Annotated in this window: 16 protein-coding genes; 8 read left to right on the forward strand and 8 right to left on the reverse strand. The window is 70.2% G+C overall.

Annotated features, from left to right (window positions below; genetic code table 11):
• Positions 1 to 8 precede the first annotated feature (8 nt).
• On the forward strand, positions 9 to 953 hold the full coding sequence (locus HL658_RS13815; RefSeq protein WP_180282534.1) for an AEC family transporter: 945 nt from the start codon (positions 9 to 11) through the stop codon (positions 951 to 953).
• Here the strand turns inward: HL658_RS13815 and HL658_RS13820 are convergent.
• From HL658_RS13820 to HL658_RS13830, 3 genes are all read right to left on the reverse strand, one after another.
• Positions 910 to 1968, reverse strand: a complete 1059-nt coding sequence (locus HL658_RS13820; protein WP_180282535.1) for a sensor domain-containing diguanylate cyclase — start codon at positions 1966 to 1968, stop codon at positions 910 to 912. The genes HL658_RS13815 and HL658_RS13820 overlap by 44 nt on opposite strands.
• A gap of 110 nt (positions 1969 to 2078) precedes the next feature.
• Complete coding sequence (locus tag HL658_RS13825; protein WP_246337595.1) at positions 2079 to 3383, reverse strand: DUF2336 domain-containing protein; 1305 nt, start codon at positions 3381 to 3383, stop codon at positions 2079 to 2081.
• 35 nt (positions 3384 to 3418) lie between these two features.
• Complete coding sequence (locus tag HL658_RS13830; RefSeq protein ID WP_180282536.1) at positions 3419 to 4321, reverse strand: hypothetical protein; 903 nt, start codon at positions 4319 to 4321, stop codon at positions 3419 to 3421.
• 460 nt (positions 4322 to 4781) lie between these two features.
• On the opposite strand from HL658_RS13830, the gene HL658_RS13835 reads away from it, so the two are divergent.
• Both HL658_RS13835 and HL658_RS13840 read left to right on the forward strand, forming a co-directional pair.
• Positions 4782 to 5060 carry a helix-turn-helix domain-containing protein gene (locus HL658_RS13835; RefSeq protein WP_180282537.1) on the forward strand — a complete coding sequence of 93 codons (279 nt, stop codon included), beginning with the start codon at positions 4782 to 4784 and terminating at the stop codon, positions 5058 to 5060.
• Entirely contained in the window at positions 5057 to 6346 is a 1290-nt protein-coding gene (locus HL658_RS13840) for a HipA domain-containing protein (RefSeq protein ID WP_180282538.1), read from the forward strand. Before HL658_RS13835 ends, HL658_RS13840 begins: the two co-directional genes overlap by 4 nt.
• Before the next feature lie 70 nt (positions 6347 to 6416).
• Here the strand turns inward: HL658_RS13840 and HL658_RS13845 are convergent, their stop codons facing one another.
• Both HL658_RS13845 and HL658_RS13850 read right to left on the reverse strand, forming a co-directional pair.
• Positions 6417 to 7985 carry a lysine--tRNA ligase gene (locus HL658_RS13845; protein WP_180282539.1) on the reverse strand — a complete coding sequence of 523 codons (1569 nt, stop codon included), beginning with the start codon at positions 7983 to 7985 and terminating at the stop codon, positions 6417 to 6419.
• 67 nt (positions 7986 to 8052) lie between these two features.
• Positions 8053 to 9246, reverse strand: coding sequence for an HD-GYP domain-containing protein (locus HL658_RS13850; RefSeq protein ID WP_246337596.1), 1194 nt, complete (start codon positions 9244 to 9246; stop codon positions 8053 to 8055).
• A gap of 219 nt (positions 9247 to 9465) precedes the next feature.
• Between HL658_RS13850 and HL658_RS13855 the strand changes: the two genes are divergently transcribed.
• Positions 9466 to 9789: a DMT family transporter gene (locus tag HL658_RS13855; protein ID WP_180282540.1), complete on the forward strand. Its 324-nt coding sequence runs from the start codon at positions 9466 to 9468 to the stop codon at positions 9787 to 9789.
• On the opposite strand, the gene mtgA is transcribed toward HL658_RS13855, so the two are convergent.
• Positions 9786 to 10475: a monofunctional biosynthetic peptidoglycan transglycosylase gene (mtgA, locus tag HL658_RS13860; RefSeq protein WP_180282541.1), complete on the reverse strand. Its 690-nt coding sequence runs from the start codon at positions 10473 to 10475 to the stop codon at positions 9786 to 9788. The two genes, HL658_RS13855 and mtgA, sit on opposite strands and share 4 nt — an antisense overlap.
• Before the next feature lie 103 nt (positions 10476 to 10578).
• Here mtgA and HL658_RS13865 point away from each other — a divergent pair, with 103 nt between their 5' ends.
• Positions 10579 to 13344: an ATP-dependent DNA helicase gene (locus HL658_RS13865; protein ID WP_180282542.1), complete on the forward strand. Its 2766-nt coding sequence runs from the start codon at positions 10579 to 10581 to the stop codon at positions 13342 to 13344.
• A 45-nt stretch (positions 13345 to 13389) separates the two neighbouring features.
• On the opposite strand, the gene HL658_RS13870 is transcribed toward HL658_RS13865, so the two are convergent.
• Complete coding sequence (locus HL658_RS13870) at positions 13390 to 13860, reverse strand: hypothetical protein (protein ID WP_180282543.1); 471 nt, start codon at positions 13858 to 13860, stop codon at positions 13390 to 13392.
• Between the two features lie 221 nt (positions 13861 to 14081).
• Positions 14082 to 14492: a hypothetical protein gene (locus tag HL658_RS13875; protein ID WP_180282544.1), complete on the reverse strand. Its 411-nt coding sequence runs from the start codon at positions 14490 to 14492 to the stop codon at positions 14082 to 14084.
• Positions 14493 to 14715: 223 nt separating this feature from the next.
• Between HL658_RS13875 and mdh the strand changes: the two genes are divergently transcribed.
• From mdh to HL658_RS13890, 3 genes are all read left to right on the forward strand, one after another.
• Positions 14716 to 15684 carry a malate dehydrogenase gene (mdh, locus tag HL658_RS13880; RefSeq protein ID WP_180282545.1) on the forward strand — a complete coding sequence of 323 codons (969 nt, stop codon included), beginning with the start codon at positions 14716 to 14718 and terminating at the stop codon, positions 15682 to 15684.
• A gap of 215 nt (positions 15685 to 15899) precedes the next feature.
• On the forward strand, positions 15900 to 17096 hold the full coding sequence (gene sucC / locus HL658_RS13885) for an ADP-forming succinate--CoA ligase subunit beta (RefSeq protein ID WP_180282546.1): 1197 nt from the start codon (positions 15900 to 15902) through the stop codon (positions 17094 to 17096).
• A gap of 1 nt (position 17097) precedes the next feature.
• Positions 17098 to 17565, forward strand: a 468-nt coding sequence (locus tag HL658_RS13890; protein ID WP_425485337.1) for a succinate--CoA ligase subunit alpha, incomplete at its 3' end; no start/stop codon positions are given.

Genomic DNA, 17565 nt, shown 5'->3' on the forward strand with positions numbered 1-17565 from the left:
CCGTCGCCATGTCCACAGTCCTCAACGTCGCCCTGCCGGTCTTCGCCATCATCGCCGCCGGCATCCTCATGGGCCGGCTGAAGGTGCTGGGCCCCGCCTCGTCGGAGGCGCTGAACAAGTTCGTCTATTTCGTCGCACTGCCCGCCGTGCTGTTCCTCAGCACCGCGCGCACGCCGCTGGGCGAGATCCTGAACGGCCCCTTCCTGGGCGCCTTCCTGGGCGCGATGCTGCTGGTCTATTTCGGCGGCGCGCTGCTGGGCGGGCTGATCCACCGGGAGCGGGCGGCGGTGCGCTGCATGCAGGGGCTGACCGCCTCCTTCTCCAACACCGGTTACATGGGGATCCCGCTGTTCCTGGCCGCCTTCGGCGCCGACCGGCTGGCCCCGGCCATCCTCGCCACCATCGTGATGAGCGTGATCATGGTCGGCATCGCCGTGATCTGGCTGGAGTTCGCGCAGAGCAGCGGCGGGCTGGGCAAGGCGCTGGGCGATGTCGGCCGCGCGCTGATGCGCAACCCGCTGATCGTGGCGTCGGCGGCCGGCGTGCTGTGGTCGTTCACGCTGGGCGTGGGCACGGTGCCGCGGCCGGTGGTCACCTTCTGCGAACTGGTGGGCGGCTCGGCCGGTCCCTGCGCGCTGTTCGCCATCGGGCTGTTCATCGGCACCCGCCCCTTCCGCGCCGATGTGGGGGAGATCGGCTGGGTGGTGGCGCTGAAGCTGCTGGCGCAGCCGCTGCTGACCTGGGCGCTGATCGCCCATGTCTTCCCGCTCGACCCTTATTGGGCGGCGTCGGCGATCATCCTGGCGGCGCTGCCGACGGGTGGCCTGACCTTCGTGGTGGCCAGCCAGTACGGCGTCTATGTGGAGCGCACGTCCGCCGCGATCCTGGTGTCGACCATCCTCAGCACCGTCACCCTGTCGGCTCTTCTGGCGGTGTACGCGCCGGCGGTGTGACCCGTCCCATCGCATACCGCTTGCGCTTCACGTGGTACATCGCGCGGTCGGCGACCTCGATCAGTGCGTCCATCTCGACGCCGTCCTCGGGGAACAGGGCGCCACCGACGCTGACGTGCAGGTCGAGGGGCTGGTCCTCGAACCGGAAGGGCTGGCGCACCTCCTCCACGATTCGCTCGGCGCTTCGGTGCACCGCCTGCCGGTCGGCGACGTCGGACAGCACCACGCCGAACTCGTCCCCGCCAAGCCGGGCGGCGGTATCCGCCTTGCGCAGAACGCGGCGGATGCGTCCGGCGGTCTCGCGGATGGCGGCGTCGCCGGCCCGGTGGCCGTGACGGTCGTTGATCGGCTTGAGCCCGTCCATGTCGAGGATGAGCACGCCGTGGCTGCCGCGGCGCCGCTCGGCGGAGGCGATGCTCTGGCGCAACCGGTCGCAGAACAGCGCGCGGTTGGCCAGCCCGGTCAGCGGGTCGTGGGTGGCGCGGTGGTAGAGCTCGTCCTTCTCCACACGGGCGGCCTGGTACATGGAGGCGGCGATCAGCTCGGACATCAGTTCGAGGATCCCCACATCCTGGTCGGTGAAGGCACCTTCGGCCGCCCACGCCACCTTCAGGACCCCGACCGGCGAGTCGTGGTGGCGCAGCGGGACCACGAGCATCGACCGCAGTCCGACCCGGCGGCAGGCATCACGGTCCACCCGCGGATCGGTCTCGGAATCCTCGCAGTGCAGGATGCGCCCGGTGTCGACGCACAGGCCGGACAGGCTCCCCTGCCGCGGCAGGCGCAGCCCGAGCTGCGCTTGCGCGATGCCCGAGGCGGCGCGGTAGACCATCTCGTCCCCCTCCGCCAGCTCGACGATGGCGCCGCCCGCCCCGGTGAGGTCCTTCACCCGGCCGGCCACCAGCGCCATCACCGCGCCCAGGTCCGGCCCGAGCTTGGCGATCTCCGTCTGGGCCTCGATCACGTCGATGAGACGGTCGGGAGGGAGACCCCGATCCCTGAGTGTGGATGGCATGGCGCGCCCCTCGCGCAACTTACGAGAACAATACCCGTCATAACACGAGCGACAGCCGGAGTTGTCTCGGTGATTTCTAAAAATAGGACATAGCCGATTGGTGATAAACGTCATCCCTCCACGCCATAAAGGGCCAGCGTGCGCATCATGTCCGGCGGGGTCAGCGGGTAATCGGTTCCCTGGCGCGCGTTCAGCATGGAGCGCGGCGGTATGTTGGCGGCGCGGGCCTGGATCTGCATGGCCGCGCGCATCGACAGTCCGGCGCGCCAGGCGAGCGATGTCACCGCGCGGGCGTTGCGCGAGGCGATGATGCCGTCCACCGCCACCGGCGCCACCCCGGCGCGCAGCGCCAGCGCGGCGCGCACGAAGCCCATTTCCTCCCAGCTCAGCGCGTCGCCGATGGCGATCTCGTCGAGCAGGCCCATGCGGTGCAGGCGGACGGCACGGTGTTCCGGCCGCTCGTTGGGGTCGCGCTCCTCCACCCAATCGACACGGCGGCGGGTGGCGGTGACGATGTCCTCCACCGTCTCGTCGTCGAAATCGGGGCGGGAGCGCAGCGTCTCCAGCAGCGAGCGGTCGACGAAGCAGGCGAGCCGCAGCGCCAGCCGGCGCGGCAGGCCGGGGCGGCGGGCCAGCTTGCCCTGCCACTCCCGCCGCTCCACCGCGTGCTCCACCAGCCGCTCCAGCGTGGCGTCGGGGATGGCGGCCCCGCTGTTGTCCAGCAGGATGCCGGTGGCCTCGGGGTCGCCGGTGTCGGCGATGGCCGCCGACACCGCGCCCGACACCCGGTGCCGGCGGGCGATGGCGGACAGCGCCCAGCTCTCCCCGCGGGCGGCGATGACCGACAGCAGGTCGTTGTCGGTCAGGGTGGCGCAGTAGTGCAGCACCGGCTCCGCCACGCTGCGCTCCACGTCGCGGGCCAGGGTGTTCACCACCTCCGGCGGGGCGCAGGCGATGTCCTTGATGGCGCTGGCAAGGGCGGCGCGCACCTTGGTCACATGGTCGCGGGCGAGCTGCTCCAGCGCGCGGAGCGCCAGCGCCGTCACCTTGTCGCGGCCGGACGGCGGCAGCTCCGGCAGCAGGCGGCAGAGCCGGTCGGCCAGCAGCTCGCGCACCGCGTCGTCGTCCATCCCCGCCTTCTCGGAGGAGGACAGGATCTCCACCACCGGGTGGGTGCCGATGCCGCCGGGCTTCGGCCGGGGCGCCGGGCCGGGGGTCGGTTCCGGTGCCGGGCGGTCGTCGGCGAAGAGATAGTCCATCTGCTCCGCGGCGACCCCGTCCCCCTTGCGCGGGATGCGGCCGGGGCGCGGTGCCGGCTCGCGCCCGACGGCGGCGCGGCGCATGCCCGCGTCCGGCGCCAGGGCGCCGGGGGTGACCGGGGACCGCGGGGTTCGGGGCTGGGACCAGAGGCTCATGCGGCAGCCTTTCGGGCGGCGGGCGGGACGGCGGTTCAGTGCGGCGATACGCGCCGCGTCGGCACGAGGCGGGCGGACACGCCGGGCACCCGCGGCACGCCGCCGGCAGGCCGGCGCGACCCGCCAAGGCCCCGGACGGGGGTGGCGATCTCCTCGCGGTGACGGTCGAACTGGTCAAAGACGCGCATCAGGTTGCCCGACGTCTCGTCGCCGTAGCGGGTGTCCATGCGGGCGCGCCCGATGCCGGTGCGCAGATCGTCGCGCAGATGGCCGAACAGCGATTCGAACACGGTGACGAAATGATCGTCGGTGAAGGCGAAGCGGCGCTCCCGCAGCGTCTCCACCATGCGGCGCATGAAGCTCTGGCGCTGGAAGGAGAACTGCTTGAAGCGCAGCATGACGCGCACGAACACCGCGTCCACCACCATGGGCAGCGCCTCGTCGCGATCGATGCCGGCCCACACCTCCTCGTCGCCGACGTCGCCCAGCTTCTGGAAGACGGTGGCGGCGTCGGCGTTCATCGCCTCCCACTCGCGGTCGTAGAAGAGGGCGGACAGGTTGGCCTGGAGCCCCGGTGCCACGACCCGTGGAAAGGTCGCCCCGGTCAGCGGATCGGTGCTTTCCGGCACACCGCGGACGACGCTGGAGAACAGCAGGCGGGTGACGAAATCCTTGCGGCGCCCGTCCGGCTGGAACATCGCCATGCGCACCCTGGGAGTGATGGGATCCTCCAGGCAGGCGCGGCAGTTGCCGGCGAACAGCGGCATCACCGTGGACCCATGCTCCACGATCAGCCCGACGGCACGGTCCAGATCCTCGCGCCCGATGGTTCCCCTCGTCTCGAACTGCGGCGCCAGCGCCTGTTGGAGCGTTCGCAGCAGCATTTCCGCGGTGCGGTGGTGCCGCGCGAAGGGTGCCATCGTTTCCTGCTCGTCCATCCGCCGTCCCCTTCTGGAACTTCTTGCCCAGCCGCCCGGCAGGAAATTCCCGCCGGACGTCCCGTCAACCGGCGAAAGCGCCTGTCGCGGGAGCCGTCGTTGGTGGACGTTGCAAGCCGGGGGCCAGCGACGGCCCGCATGGACAAAAAAAAGCCGCCACCCGGGCGGGCGGCGGCCTGAAGTCTAGGGAGGAAACGCACGGCAAGATGCCGTAACCGTTTGAAAGGTAGGGTGAGCTTGGCCGGTCTGGTAGTACCATTTGCGAATGTGTGCAGTGCAGCAAGCGCATGGCGCGGTGCGGAGCCGGATTCACCGAATCCACCACAGGAATCTTCCCGAACGGTAAGGTTTTGACCCGCATTCATTGACGCCCAGAGCCTTCTTACCGCTCGGGAAGATTCCTGCTTGACCAGTGCAAGCGGTGGCACAATCATCCCGAGCGGTAAGAGTGAGGCGCACCATGGTGGTCATCGACACACCGAAGTCCTTCGGCGATCTTGTCCGCTCGCGACGGCACGCCCTAGGCATGACCCAGCGCGACCTTGCGCTGGCGGTCAATGTCGGCGAGCGGTTCATTGTCGATCTGGAAGGCGGCAAGTCGACCTGCCAGCTTGGCAAGGCTCTCGCTGTCGCCAGGGCAGTCGGTGTCCGGTTGACCGACGGAGCCTCCGCTCCCCTCGCCAGCACGCCGCCCGGCGACGCCTATCCCGATCTTCCCGACTTCGGGAGCGGTGCGTGAACACGCTTCCTGTCCAATACGGGCCGCTCGTCGTTGGCGAGATCACGCTTTCCGAAGACGGACCAACCTTCGCCTACGATCGCCGCTGGCCGAACACGCGGGGGGCGTTCCCGGTGTCGCTGGGAATGCCACTCGGCGCGGGTCCCTTCCGCCCGGAAATCCTGGTGCCGTGGCTGGCCAACCTGCTGCCGGAGGAGGCCAACCTGCTCGCCGTCGGGCGCAACCTCGGCGTCTCGCCACAGGACGTGATCGGCGTGCTGGAGCGGATCGGCCGCGACACGGCGGGTGCCCTGACCATCGGACGGCCCCCCGCCGGGGAGACACCCGGCTACCGCCCGATCGACGGCGAGGCCGAGCTCGAGCGGATCATCGAGGAGCTGCCGGCGAAGCCTTTCCTGGCGGGCGAGGACGGCGTGTCGATGTCGCTGGCCGGCGCCCAGGAGAAGCTGCCGGTCGCCCGGCTGCCGGACGGGCGCCTGGGGGTTCCGGTCAACGGCGCTCCATCCACCCACATCCTGAAGCCCGACACCCGCCGGCGGCTGTGGGGCAGCGTGCAGAACGAGGCGCTGTGCATGACGCTCGCCGCCCGCTGTGGTCTGAAGACCGCGCCGGTGACGACCGGCACGGCGGGCGGGCGGAGCTTCCTGCTGGTGAGCCGCTACGACCGGGTGCAGCGGGACGGGCGCTGGCTGCGCATCCACCAGGAGGATTTCTGTCAGGCGCTGGGCCGCCCGCCGGGAGCGAAGTACGAACGCAACCGATCGGGCGTGCGGGGACCGCGTCTGGTGGACATGTTCCGGGTGGTGGACGACCATCTGACAGCGGCCGACCGCATGCGGCTGCTCGACGCGGTCGTCTTCAACGTGCTGATCGGCAACACCGACGCCCACGCCAAGAACTACAGCATCCTCCTGACCGGCCGGGGCGCCTTGCTGGCCCCGCTCTACGACCTCATGTGCGCGGCCGTGTGGGAGCACGTCACGAGGAACCTGTCGCAAACGATCGCCGGAAAGGACCGCGGCGACCACATCAAGGGGCGCCACTGGCAGCGCATGGCCGGCGAGTGCGGCTTCAACCGCACACTGATCCTGCGGCGGATCGAAACGGCGGCGGATCGGGTCCGGCGGGAGTTGCCGGGAGCGGTCGAGGCGGTCCGGGCGATGCCGGCCGGGGACCACCCGCTGCTGGCCGAGGTCGCCACGGCGATCGAGGCCCGCTGCCGGACCGTCGTCCGCAACCTTGCCCAGGTCGATGATGGGCCGGAGGACACCGGCAGCGCCCCATGACCAGGGTCCAGGGGCCCCCGCCCCTGGCCGGAGAGCGCGAGAGGCCGGGGCCTCTCGCACGCGCCTTCGTTCAAGCCCCCAGCTTCTCGCGGATCAGCGCCTTGGTTTCGCCGATCCCGTACAGCTCGATGAAGGAGCCCATGCGCGGGCCGGTGCTCTGGCCCAGCAGGACCTCGTAGAGGGCCTGGAACCACGCCCGCAGCTCCGGGAAGGAGTGGGCCTTGCCGACGGCGTAGACCTCGTCCTGGATGGCGTCGGCCTTGGCGCCCGGCGGCAGCGCCTCCAGCCGGGCCAGCAGGTCCTCCAGCGCCGCGCGCTCGGCGTCGGTGGGCGCGCGGTAGGTCTTCGCCGGCTTCACGAAGTCCTGGTAATAGGCGACGGCGTAGCCGACGAGACGGTCGAGGAAGGGGCTGTTCGCCGGCGTGGCGTCGGGGGCGTAGCGGCTGATGAAGCCCCACATCACGTCCTTGTTCTCGGCGTTCGCCACGCCGGCCAGGTTCAGCAGGATGTTGTAGCTGAGCGGCGAGCGGGCGGCCGGGGGCTGGCCGCGGTGGATGTGCCAGGTGGGATTCTCCAGCCGGCGGGCCGGCTCCTCCGCGTCGAACTTCTCCACGAAGGTGAGATACTCGTCCACCGCCCGCGGGATCACATCGAAGTAGAGGCGCTTGGCCGCCCGCGGCTTCTGGAACATGTACAGCGCCAGGCTCTCCTCCGGGGCGTAGCGCAGCCATTCCTCCATGGTCAGGCCGTTGCCCTTGGACTTGCTGATCTTCTGGCCCTTGTCGTCGAGGAACAGTTCGTAATTGAAGCCCTCGGGCGCCTGGGTGCCGAGGATGCGGCAGATCCTGCCGGCGAGGTCGGCGGACGGGATCAGGTCCTTGCCGTACATCTCGTAATCGACGGCCAGCGCGTGCCAGCGCATGCCCCAGTCCGGCTTCCACTGGAGCTTGACGTTGCCGCCGGTGACGGGCAGTTCGACCTTCCTGCCGTCCTCGTCCTCGAACACGATGGTGCCGGCGTCGGCGTCGCGCTCCAGGATCGGCACCTGGAGCACGCGGCCGGTGGCGGGGGACACCGGCAGGAAGGGGCTGTAGGTCTGCTGCCGCTCCTCGCCCAGCGTCGGCAGCATCAGCCCCATGATCTGGTCGTAGTTGCGCAGCACCGCCAGCAACGCCTCGTCGAAACGGCCGGACGTGTACCAGTCGGTCGAGGACTGGAACTCGTACTCGAAGCCGAAGCCGTCGAGGAAGGCGCGCAGCCGCGCGTTGTTGTGGGCGCCGAAGCTGTCGTGCGTGCCGAACGGGTCGGGCACGCGGGTCAGCGGCTTGCCGAGATGCTGGGCCACCATCTCCCGATTGGGGATGTTGTCGGGCACCTTGCGCAGCCCGTCCATGTCGTCGGAGAAGCAGAACAGGCGGGTGGGGATGTCGCTCATCGCCTCGAAGGCGCGGCGGACCATGGTGGTGCGCGCCACCTCCCCGAAGGTGCCGAGATGGGGCAGGCCGGACGGGCCGTAGCCGGTCTCGAACAGGACGTAGCCTTTGGCGGGCGGGGCTTTCGCGAAGCGCGCGACGAGCTTGCGCGCCTCCTCGAACGGCCACGCCTTCGCCTGCAACGCCAAATCCCGCACGCCCGTCATCGTCCGCGTCCTTCGCATCCGTGTCTGGATATGATCGGGGCGACCGTAGGGCGGTTGCGCGGGCGCGTCAATCCGCGGCGGCACCGTCGGCGAAGCGGCGCTGCACCTCCTCCACCGCGTCGAACTGATCGACCAGGGCGGCCACGCAATCGGGGTCGAAGCGGTTGCCGGCGTTGTCCTTGATGAAAGCCAGCGCGTCGGCGTTGCTCCAGGCCGCCTTGTAAGGGCGCGTGCTGGTCAGCGCGTCGAACACGTCGGCCACGGTGGTGATGCGCCCCTCCAGCGGGATGGCGTCGCCTTTCAGCCCGAAGGGATAGCCGCTGCCGTCCCTCGCCTCGTGATGGCAGCCGACCACGTTGCGCAGCAGGTCGCCGTGCGGCAGCCGGGCGAAGCCCAGATCGCGCTGGATGGTGGCGACGATCTCCAGCCCCTTCACCACATGGGTCTGCATCACCGCGAACTCCTCCGCCGTCAGGCGGCCGGGCTTGCGCAGGATGCTGTCCGGCACCGCCACCTTGCCGACGTCGTGCAGGGGCGCGTAGTGGAACAGATACTCGACGAACTCGTCGGACCGGCCATGCATCGGCGCAACGCGCCGGGCGATGATCTGGGCGTAGCGCGACATGCGGTCCAGATGGCCGCCGGTCTCCTCGTCGCGGTGGACGCTGATGTTGCGCACCGTGCGGACGGCCGCCAGCACCGTGCGCAGCAGGCTCAGCTCATGCACGATCATCAACGCCGCGACGCGGTTGTGTGGCCGCAGCGCTGCCAGAGCCGCCCGCGAGAAGGCGCCGGCCTGGAAGGAGTTGTAGAAGAGGAAGCCGAACAGGGTGCCGTTGTTCAGCACCGGCATGACGCAGCGCGCGCGGTAGCCGCGTTGCGCCAGCCCCAGCGTGACCGCCGCCCCGCCGCCACCCACGGTCAGGTCATCGACGACCAGCGGCAGGCCGGTGCGCGCCGCCTCCACCATCCCCGGAAAGGCGGACAGCCGCATCGACAGGCTGCCGACGGGGTCGGGGCCGTCGCTGGCGTGGACGAAGGTCTTGACGAGATCGGTCGCCGGCTCGTACAGGGCCGCGGCGATGCGGTTGACGCGGGACAGCCGGGGATCGGCCTGCATGTCCGCCAGCAGATGGCGCAGACGCTCGCCGAAGGTCGCCGCGCCGAGCAGCGGGTCCAGCCCCTCGCCGGCGCCCACATCGGCTGCGGCGGATGCGAAGGCCGCGTCGCGGCGAGTGCGTAGGAGAGGCATGACGGCCATGCGGATGACGTCTCACGAGGTTGCGGACGATCGCGGCCGCAACACATTACTATCCTGTAATTGTTACAATTCGGCTGCGCATTGTGACGCAGTTGCAATCAAGTCCACAGGGCCGGGGGTTGCCGATGCGATCCGGCACGCCACCTCTTGCTCCCGCCCTTCCACCACCCCGCCACCGTCCACAACTCGACCCCGTTCCACAACTCCGACCGAGGCCCCATGGGCTGGCTCTATCTGTCCGTCGCCATCCTGTTCGAGATCGTCGGCACCACCGCCCTGAAGCTGTCCGACGGCATGACCCGGCTCGTCCCCGCAGCGACCGTGGTGGTCTGCTACGGCGTCGCCTTCGTCATGCTGGCCTGGACGCTGAAGACCATCGAGGTGGGAATCGCCTACGCCATCTGGGCGGGTCTCGGCACCGCCATCATCGCGGTGGTCGGCATCCTGATGTTCGGCGAATCCGTCAGCCCGCTGAAGGTCGCCGGGCTGGCGCTGATCATCGCCGGCGTGGTCAGCCTGCACATGGCGGAGGGGCGGATCTAGGACCCGGCGCAGCCGTCCAGCCCGTCGCCCGCCACCACCGCCATGCGCCGCTCGATCACCGCGGCGCGGCGCGCGATGTAAGCGGTGGGGGCGGCCGGCGACCAGCGCCGCGGGTTGGGCAGGACGACGGCCATCAGGGCGGCCTCGCGCCGGGTAAGGTCGGCCGCCGCCTTGCCGAAGAAGCGGCGGGACGCGGCCTCCGCCCCGTAAAGGCCGTCGCCCCACTCGATGACGTTCAGGTAGACCTCCAGGATCCGGCGCTTCGGCCACAGCCCTTCGACCAGCAGGGTGAAATACGCTTCCACCCCCTTGCGCAGCCAGCTCCGGTCGGGCCAGAGGAAGGCGTTCTTGGCGGTCTGGTTGCTGATGGTGCTGCCGCCGATCAGCCGCTCGCCCTCCGCGTTCTCCTCCAAGGCACCGGCGATGGCGTTCCAGTCGAAGCCGTAATGGGCGCAGAAGCCGCTGTCCTCCGAGGCGATCACCGCGCGCACGAGGTTGGGGGAGATGGCGGCCAGCGGCACCCAGTCCTTCCCGATCCCGGCCCCGTCGGCGACGGCCCGGATGAGCATCAGCGGCGTGCCCGGCGGCGGCACGACCCGGTAGAGCAGGACCCAGCCGACCGACAGCGCGGCGAACCCCAAGGCCAGCGCCAGCATCACCCGCAACAGCCGCCGCACGCCGCCCATGCCCCCTCCCCGTTCCGATGAACCGCAACATCCGGTCCGGCGCGATGCCGGTCAACCCTCGGAACGCTCGCCACCCGCCGACCGGCCCGACTATAGTGCGGGCATGACGACGACCCCGCTCCCGGCCCGATTCTCGCTCGCGGACGCGCCGGCCCTGGTGGCCGGGGCGCGTCAGGTGGCGGTGCTCAGCCCCGACGGGGAGGTGGAGACGATTCCGCCGGGTGCGGCGGCGTCGCGCCTGCGCGACCGGCCGCACGTCGTCTGCCACGCCCGCGCTCTCGGGCGGCGGCTGGGGATGGAGCCCTTCCCCGCCTTCGACGTGCTGGAGCTGTTCGCCTTCGTGCTGCCGGCGCGCTTCTGCGTGCCGACGCCGCGCGGGCTGGCCGAGGCGCTGGACCTCCCGATCCCCGACGGGCTGGAGGCCGACGCGCTGGCGCTCGCCCGCGCGGTGCGGCGCCTGCTGGGGCTGCTGGGCGAGCCGGGCCGGACGGAGGCGTCGGATCCGGTGGCGGTGGCGTGGGAGATGGGCAAGGCCGGCTGGCCCTGGGCGCCGGCGGTGCTGGCGGCACTGGCCAGGCCGGACGGCCCCGACCGCGCCTCGGCCCGCATCGGCATGCGCGTCTGGATGCGCCTGCCGGAGTGGGAGCAGGAACCACCGGAGCCGCCGCCCACCCACAACCCGGTGGACCCGGCGGAGGCGCGGCGCCGGCTGGCCGACCTGCTGTCCGCCGCCGTGCCCGGCAAGGCCGCCGAGCCGCGCCCGCAGCAGGCCGACTACGCCAGCGCCGTCTCCGCCGCCTTCGCCCCGCGCTCCGCCCCGGAGACGCCGAACGTGGTGCTGGCGGAGGCCGGGACGGGCGTCGGCAAGACGCTGGGCTACCTCGCCCCCGCCACCCTGTGGGCGGAGAAGAACGGCGGGCCGGTGTGGATCTCCACCTACACCCGCAACCTGCAGCACCAGATCGACGCGGAGCTGGGCCGCCTCTACCCCGACCCCGCCCAGCGCGCCCGCAAGGTGGTGCTGCGCAAGGGGCGCGAGAACTACCTGTGCCTGCTGAACCTGGAGGACGCCGTGCGCATCCTGCCCAGCGCGCCGCAGCACGCGGTGGCGGTCGGGCTGATGGCGCGCTGGGCGGCGGCGACCCGCGACGGCGACCTGACCGGCGGCGACTTCCCCGGCTGGCTGGTCGACCTGCTCGGGCGCGGGCGCACCATGGCGCTGGCCGACCGGCGGGGGGAGTGCGTCTATTCCGCCTGCGACCATTACAGCAAATGCTTCATCGAGAAGAGCGTGCGCCGCGCCCGCAAGGCGGACGTGGTGATCGCCAACCACGCGCTGGTGATGATCCAGGCGGCGCTCGGCGGCGGCGACGACGGCACGCTGCCCACCCGCTACGTCTTCGACGAGGGGCACCACGTTTTCGACGCCGCCGACAGTGCCTTCGCCGGCCATCTGACGGGGCGCGAGACGCAGGAGCTGCGGCGCTGGCTGCTGGGTGTGGAGGAGGGCGGGCGCGGCCGGGCGCGCGGGCTGAAGCGCCGGCTGGAGGATCTGGTCGCCGACGACGAGGAGGGGCTGGCACGGCTCGACGACGTGCTGCTGGCCGCCCGCGCCCTGCCGTCGGAGGGCTGGGCGGCGCGGCTGTCCTCCGACAACCCGCAGGGCCCGACCGAGCGATTCCTGCTGCTGGCCCGCACCCAGGTCTACGCCCGCGCCAGCGGCCAGAACGGCCCCTACAGCCTGGAGGCCGACAAGACCCACCCGGTGGACGGGCTGCTGGAGGCGGCCGAGGCGTTGCGCGACGCGCTCGCCCGGCTGGCGCAGCCGCTGGAAGCCCTGTCGCGCCGCCTCGCCCAGCGGCTGGATGACGAGGCGGCGCAGCTCGACGGCGACCAGCGTCGGCGCATCGACGCTCTGGCCCGCTCGATCGCCCGGCGCGGCACGCTGACGGTGGAGGCGTGGCGCTCCATGCTGGCCGCCCTGCCCGCCGAGACGCCGGCGCAGTTCGTTGACTGGTTCGCGGTGGAGCGGCTGGACGGGCGCGACGTGGATGTCGGGCTCTACCGCCACTGGGTGGACCCGACCGTGCCCTTCGCCGCGGCGCTGGCCGGGCCGGCGCACGGCATGGTCGTCACCTCGGCGACGCTGACCGACGGCACCGGCGACGTGGCGCTGGACTGGCAGGCGGCGGAGGTGCGCAGCGGTGCCGCCCACCTGCCCGCCCCCGCCATCCGCGCGCAGGTCCCCTCGCCCTTCGACTACGCCGGCCAGACGCGGGTGATGGTGGTGACCGACGTGCGCAAGGACGATCTGGCGCAGGTGGCATCCGCCTACCGCGAGCTGTTCCTGGCGTCGGGTGGCGGGGCGCTGGGGCTGTTCACCGCCATCAGCCGGCTGCGCGCGGTGCACGAGCGGATCGTCGGCCCGCTCGACTCAGCGGGGCTCGCCCTGCACGCCCAGCATGTGGACCCGCTGGATGTGGCGACGCTGATCGACATCTTCCGGGGGGAGGAGCATGCCTGCCTGCTCGGGACCGACGCGGTGCGCGACGGGGTGGACGTGCCCGGCCGCTCGCTGCGGCTGATCGTCTTCGACCGCGTGCCCTGGCCGCGGCCGGACATCCTGCACCGCGCCCGGCGCGACGCCTTCGGACGGCGCCGCTACGAGGACATGATCGCCCGGCTGCGGCTGAAGCAGGCCTTCGGCCGGCTGGTGCGGCGGGCCGACGACACCGGCGTCTTCGTGCTGCTCGACCCGATGATGCCGTCCCGCCTGTTCGGCGCCTTCCCTGAGGGCGTGGAGGTGCGCCGGGTGGGCTTGAGGGAGGCGGTGGAGGTCACCCGCGGCTTCCTGCTGGCCGACGGCTGACCTCCGCCACGCCGCCTCACGGCGATCATGTTTTCGGCCGAAGCGTTACTTGCCCGGTGCGGGCGCCACCGTTGGCGCCGCGATGGGTATGACCGCGGGCGCCGTCCCGGGTGCGGCCGCCGGGACGGTTCCGGGTACGGCGGGGGCGGGCGGCGCAGGCAGGACGCAAGACTTCTGGTTCGCGGATTGCTGAAGCGCGTCATGCTCGCCCTTCAGCCGCGCATACTCCTGCGCTTCCGGACCATTGCCCTTGATGAAGAAGAGAGCTGGCCAGAACAACACCATGCCGACACCCATGGCGAACGCATCCCCGCTCGCCCGATCATCGACACTGGCGGTCAACTGCCCGACTCGCGCCGTGATCCGCGCGTCCTCAGCGAGGATCTGTTCGCAGGTCCAGTTCTGATAGAGGGTCGGCGAGACGTACGAGCTCGCGATGTCCTTCGAACCCGATGCGCATCCGGCAACCGGCAGCAGCACCGTCATGATCATTAATGCCGCGCGAACCTTCATCATTCATCCTCCGAAATTTCGCATAAATTTGTATGAATGCAATTCCGGAGTGTCAATAATATCGTTATCACTCGGATTCTGATTCGACTCTTACGGATCTGCAAGCCCTGGGACGCGCTCCACCTGATCGAGCCGCGCAGCAAAACACCGTGCACCGCATCGCGGCGCACGGTGTCTGCCGTCAAGCGCTCTCGATAACTCTACGAAGGATCCGGGGACGCGCCTCACAGCGGCGGCAGCGGCCGCGGGTCGGGGTTGTTGTAGGCGCGGTCGGGGTCTTCCATGCCGGGCGGGGTGACGATCTCCTGGCCCGATCCGTCGTTGAACTGGATCACCGCCTGCTGGCGGTACTTCAGGCAGGTGTCGCGCTTGGCGGCGACCTCGGGATCGGGCGAGCCCTCGATCGGGAAGATGCCGAGCAGCCAGGGCTTCTTCAGCGTCCATTCCGGCATCGACACCGCGACGAAATTCTCCAGCGGGCGGCAATGGGCTTCGGCCGTCGGCTGCGGCGCCTCGAGGATCGGAGCCGTGCGGATGGCACTTTGGTAGTCTGCGACGGTTTGTCCCAGCGCCGGTCCCCCGGTGGACAACGCCACGAGCACGGCGGGAACGGTGGCGAACGGCAGACGGATCATGACTGGCTTCCCTGTTGGCGAAGGCGTTGGCGATGGCCGGAACGTCGGCGGCGCGCCGGACCCCCGTCCGGTGCGCCTGCGGCCCGTCGCGCTTGCCCTCGGACGGGATTCGCGCTACGAAGCCGCGCTGAATTCTAAGGGCGCTGGACCCCGACGAAAAGCCCAAACCAATCGGTTCGGTTCCCCGATGAAGGGGGAACGCCTCATGCGTAGGGAACGCTCCATGGCACGCAAGAAGATCGCGCTCGTCGGTGCCGGACAGATCGGCGGTACGCTGGCTCTCCTCGCCGGACAGAAGGAAATGGGCGACGTCGTCCTGTTCGACATCGCCGAAGGCATGCCGGAGGGCAAGGCGCTCGACCTCGCCCAGGCGTCGCCGGTCGAGGGCTTCAACGCGAAGCTCGGGGGCGGCAACGACTACTCGGTGATCGCGGGTGCGGACGTCGTCATCGTCACCGCCGGCGTGCCGCGCAAGCCGGGCATGAGCCGTGACGACCTGATCGGCATCAACACCGGCGTCGTCAAGACCGTCGGCGAGGCGATCAAGACGTACGCGCCCAACGCCTTCGTCATCGTCATCACCAACCCGCTCGACGTGATGGTGTGGGTGATGCAGCAGGCCAGCGGCCTGCCACCGGAGCGCGTGGTCGGCATGGCCGGCGTGCTCGACAGCGCCCGCTTCCGCTACTTCCTGGCCGAGGAGTTCGGCGTGTCGGTGGAGGACGTGACGGCCTTCGTGCTGGGCGGCCACGGCGACACCATGGTCCCGCTGGTCCGTTACTCCACCGTCGCCGGCATCCCGCTGCCCGATCTGGTGAAGATGGGCTGGACCACGCAGGAGAAGCTGGACGCCATCGTGCAGCGCACCCGCGACGGCGGTGCGGAGATCGTGAAGCTGCTGAAGACGGGCTCGGCCTTCTACGCCCCGGCGGCGTCGGCCATCGTCATGGCGGAAAGCTACCTGAAGGACCAGAAGCGCGTGCTGCCCTGCGCCGCGTATCTGACCGGTCAGTATGGCGTGAGCGACATGTATGTGGGCGTTCCGGTCGTGCTCGGCGCCGGCGGCGTGGAGAAGATCATCGAGATCGAGCTGTCGGCCGAGGAAAAGGCCATGTTCGACCATTCGGTCGATGCCGTGAAGACGCTCGTCGATGTCGTGAAGAAGCAGGAAGCCGGGAAGGCCGCCTCCTAAGGCGGCCTTTTTGTTGCCGGTACCGACGGTTCGTGGCTCCACCCGCGACAGGACGCACGGTTGAACGTCCGGTCGCGGGTGCTACACTCCGGCCCGCCCGTCCGGGGAACCGATCCCCGGTCGGGTCCGCGGGGCGCCGGGTGCCGCGGTCCCGTCGCTCTCGGGCAGCACTCCGCTCTATCGTCAGCCGACCAAAAAAGACAGATGGACGTCCGATGAACATCCACGAGTACCAGGCCAAGGGCCTGCTGAAGAAGTACGGCGTCGCGGTGCCGCGCGGCGGCGTCGCCTACACCCCCCAGGAAGCCGAGACGGTGGCGCGCGAGCTGGGCGGCCCGGTGTGGGTCGTCAAGTCGCAGATCCACGCCGGTGGCCGTGGTGCCGGGCGGTTCAAGGACAACCCCGAGGGCAAGGGCGGCGTCCGCGTCGTCAAGTCCATCGAGGAGGTCGGCAAGAACGCGGGCGAGATGCTGGGCCACGTGCTGGTCACCAAGCAGACCGGGCCCGACGGCAAGGAAGTCAAGCGCGTCTATGTCGAGGAAGGCGCGGACATCAAGCGCGAGCTCTACCTCGGGCTGCTGACCGACCGCGCGACCGGCCGCGTCACCATCATCGCCTCCACCGAAGGCGGCATGGAGATCGAGGAGGTCGCCCACAACACGCCCGAGCGGATCATCAAGGTCGCCATCGACCCGATCACCGGCGTGCAGGGCTACCACACCCGCAAGGTCGCCTTCGGCCTGGGCCTGGAAGGCAAACAGATCGGCGCCGCGGCGAAGTTCATCACCGCCGCCTATCAGGCCTTCATCGACCTGGACTGCTCGATCGTCGAGATCAACCCGCTGATCGTCACCGGTTCGGGCGACGTGCTGGCGCTCGACGCCAAGATCAGCTTCGACGACAACGCCCTGTTCCGCCACAAGGACGTGGAAGAGCTGCGCGACGAGTCGGAGGAGGATCCGGCGGAGATCGAGGCGGCCAAGCACAGCCTCAACTACGTGAAGCTGGACGGCAACATCGGCTGCATGGTGAACGGCGCGGGCCTCGCCATGGCGACGATGGACATCATCAAGCTGTATGGTGGCGAGCCGGCCAACTTCCTGGACGTCGGCGGCGGTGCGACGAAGGAGCGGGTGACCGCGGCCTTCAAGCTGATCCTGTCCGATCCGAACGTCGAGGGCATCCTGGTCAACATCTTCGGCGGCATCATGCGCTGCGACGTGATCGCCGAGGGCGTCGTCGCCGCCGCGCGCGAGGTCAGCCTGCACGTGCCGCTGGTGGTCCGGCTGGAGGGCACCAACGTCGAGCTGGGCAAGAAGATCCTCAGCGAATCCGGTCTGCCGATCCTGTCGGCCGACAATCTGGCCGACGCCGCCGAGAAGGTGGTGAAGGCCGTGAAGGAGGCCGCGTAAGATGGCTGTTCTCGTCAATTCCGAAACGAAGGTCATCTGCCAGGGCTTCACCGGCGCGCAGGGCACCTTCCACTCCGAACAGGCGATCGCCTACGGCACCAAGATGGTCGGCGGCGTCACCCCTGGTAAGGGCGGCACCACCCACCTCGACCTGCCGGTGTTCGACACCGTCGCCGACGCGGTCGCCAAGACCGGCGCCAACGCGTCGGTGATCTACGTGCCGCCGCCGTTCGCGGCGGACGCGATCCTGGAGGCCATCGACGCCGAGATCCCGCTGGTGGTGTGCATCACCGAGGGCATCCCGGTGCTCGACATGGTGCGGGTGAAGCGCGCGCTGGGGTCGTCGGGCACGCGGCTGATCGGGCCGAACTGCCCCGGCATCATCACACCGGACGAGTGCAAGATCGGCATCATGCCGGGCCACATCCACAAGCGCGGCAAGATCGGCATCGTGTCGCGCTCGGGCACG

This window comes from Azospirillum oleiclasticum, from assembly GCF_013423485.1.
Taxonomy (GTDB): Bacteria; Pseudomonadota; Alphaproteobacteria; order Azospirillales; family Azospirillaceae; genus Azospirillum; species Azospirillum oleiclasticum.

Bases quoted from the DNA above. Each gene is read 5' to 3' on its own strand.
- HL658_RS13815 (WP_180282534.1), top strand. From the start codon at position 9: ATGTCCACAGTCCTCAACGTCGCCCTGCCGGTCTTCGCCATCATCGCC.
- HL658_RS13820 (WP_180282535.1), bottom strand. From the start codon at position 1,968: ATGCCATCCACACTCAGGGATCGGGGTCTCCCTCCCGACCGTCTCATC.
- HL658_RS13825 (WP_246337595.1), bottom strand. From the start codon at position 3,383: ATGAGCCTCTGGTCCCAGCCCCGAACCCCGCGGTCCCCGGTCACCCCC.
- HL658_RS13830 (WP_180282536.1), bottom strand. From the start codon at position 4,321: ATGGACGAGCAGGAAACGATGGCACCCTTCGCGCGGCACCACCGCACC.
- HL658_RS13835 (WP_180282537.1), top strand. From the start codon at position 4,782: ATGGTGGTCATCGACACACCGAAGTCCTTCGGCGATCTTGTCCGCTCG.
- HL658_RS13845 (WP_180282539.1), bottom strand. From the start codon at position 7,985: ATGACGGGCGTGCGGGATTTGGCGTTGCAGGCGAAGGCGTGGCCGTTC.
- HL658_RS13850 (WP_246337596.1), bottom strand. From the start codon at position 9,246: ATGGCCGTCATGCCTCTCCTACGCACTCGCCGCGACGCGGCCTTCGCA.
- HL658_RS13855 (WP_180282540.1), top strand. From the start codon at position 9,466: ATGGGCTGGCTCTATCTGTCCGTCGCCATCCTGTTCGAGATCGTCGGC.
- mtgA (WP_180282541.1), bottom strand. From the start codon at position 10,475: ATGGGCGGCGTGCGGCGGCTGTTGCGGGTGATGCTGGCGCTGGCCTTG.
- HL658_RS13865 (WP_180282542.1), top strand. From the start codon at position 10,579: ATGACGACGACCCCGCTCCCGGCCCGATTCTCGCTCGCGGACGCGCCG.
- HL658_RS13870 (WP_180282543.1), bottom strand. From the start codon at position 13,860: ATGATGAAGGTTCGCGCGGCATTAATGATCATGACGGTGCTGCTGCCG.
- HL658_RS13875 (WP_180282544.1), bottom strand. From the start codon at position 14,492: ATGATCCGTCTGCCGTTCGCCACCGTTCCCGCCGTGCTCGTGGCGTTG.
- mdh (WP_180282545.1), top strand. From the start codon at position 14,716: ATGGCACGCAAGAAGATCGCGCTCGTCGGTGCCGGACAGATCGGCGGT.
- sucC (WP_180282546.1), top strand. From the start codon at position 15,900: ATGAACATCCACGAGTACCAGGCCAAGGGCCTGCTGAAGAAGTACGGC.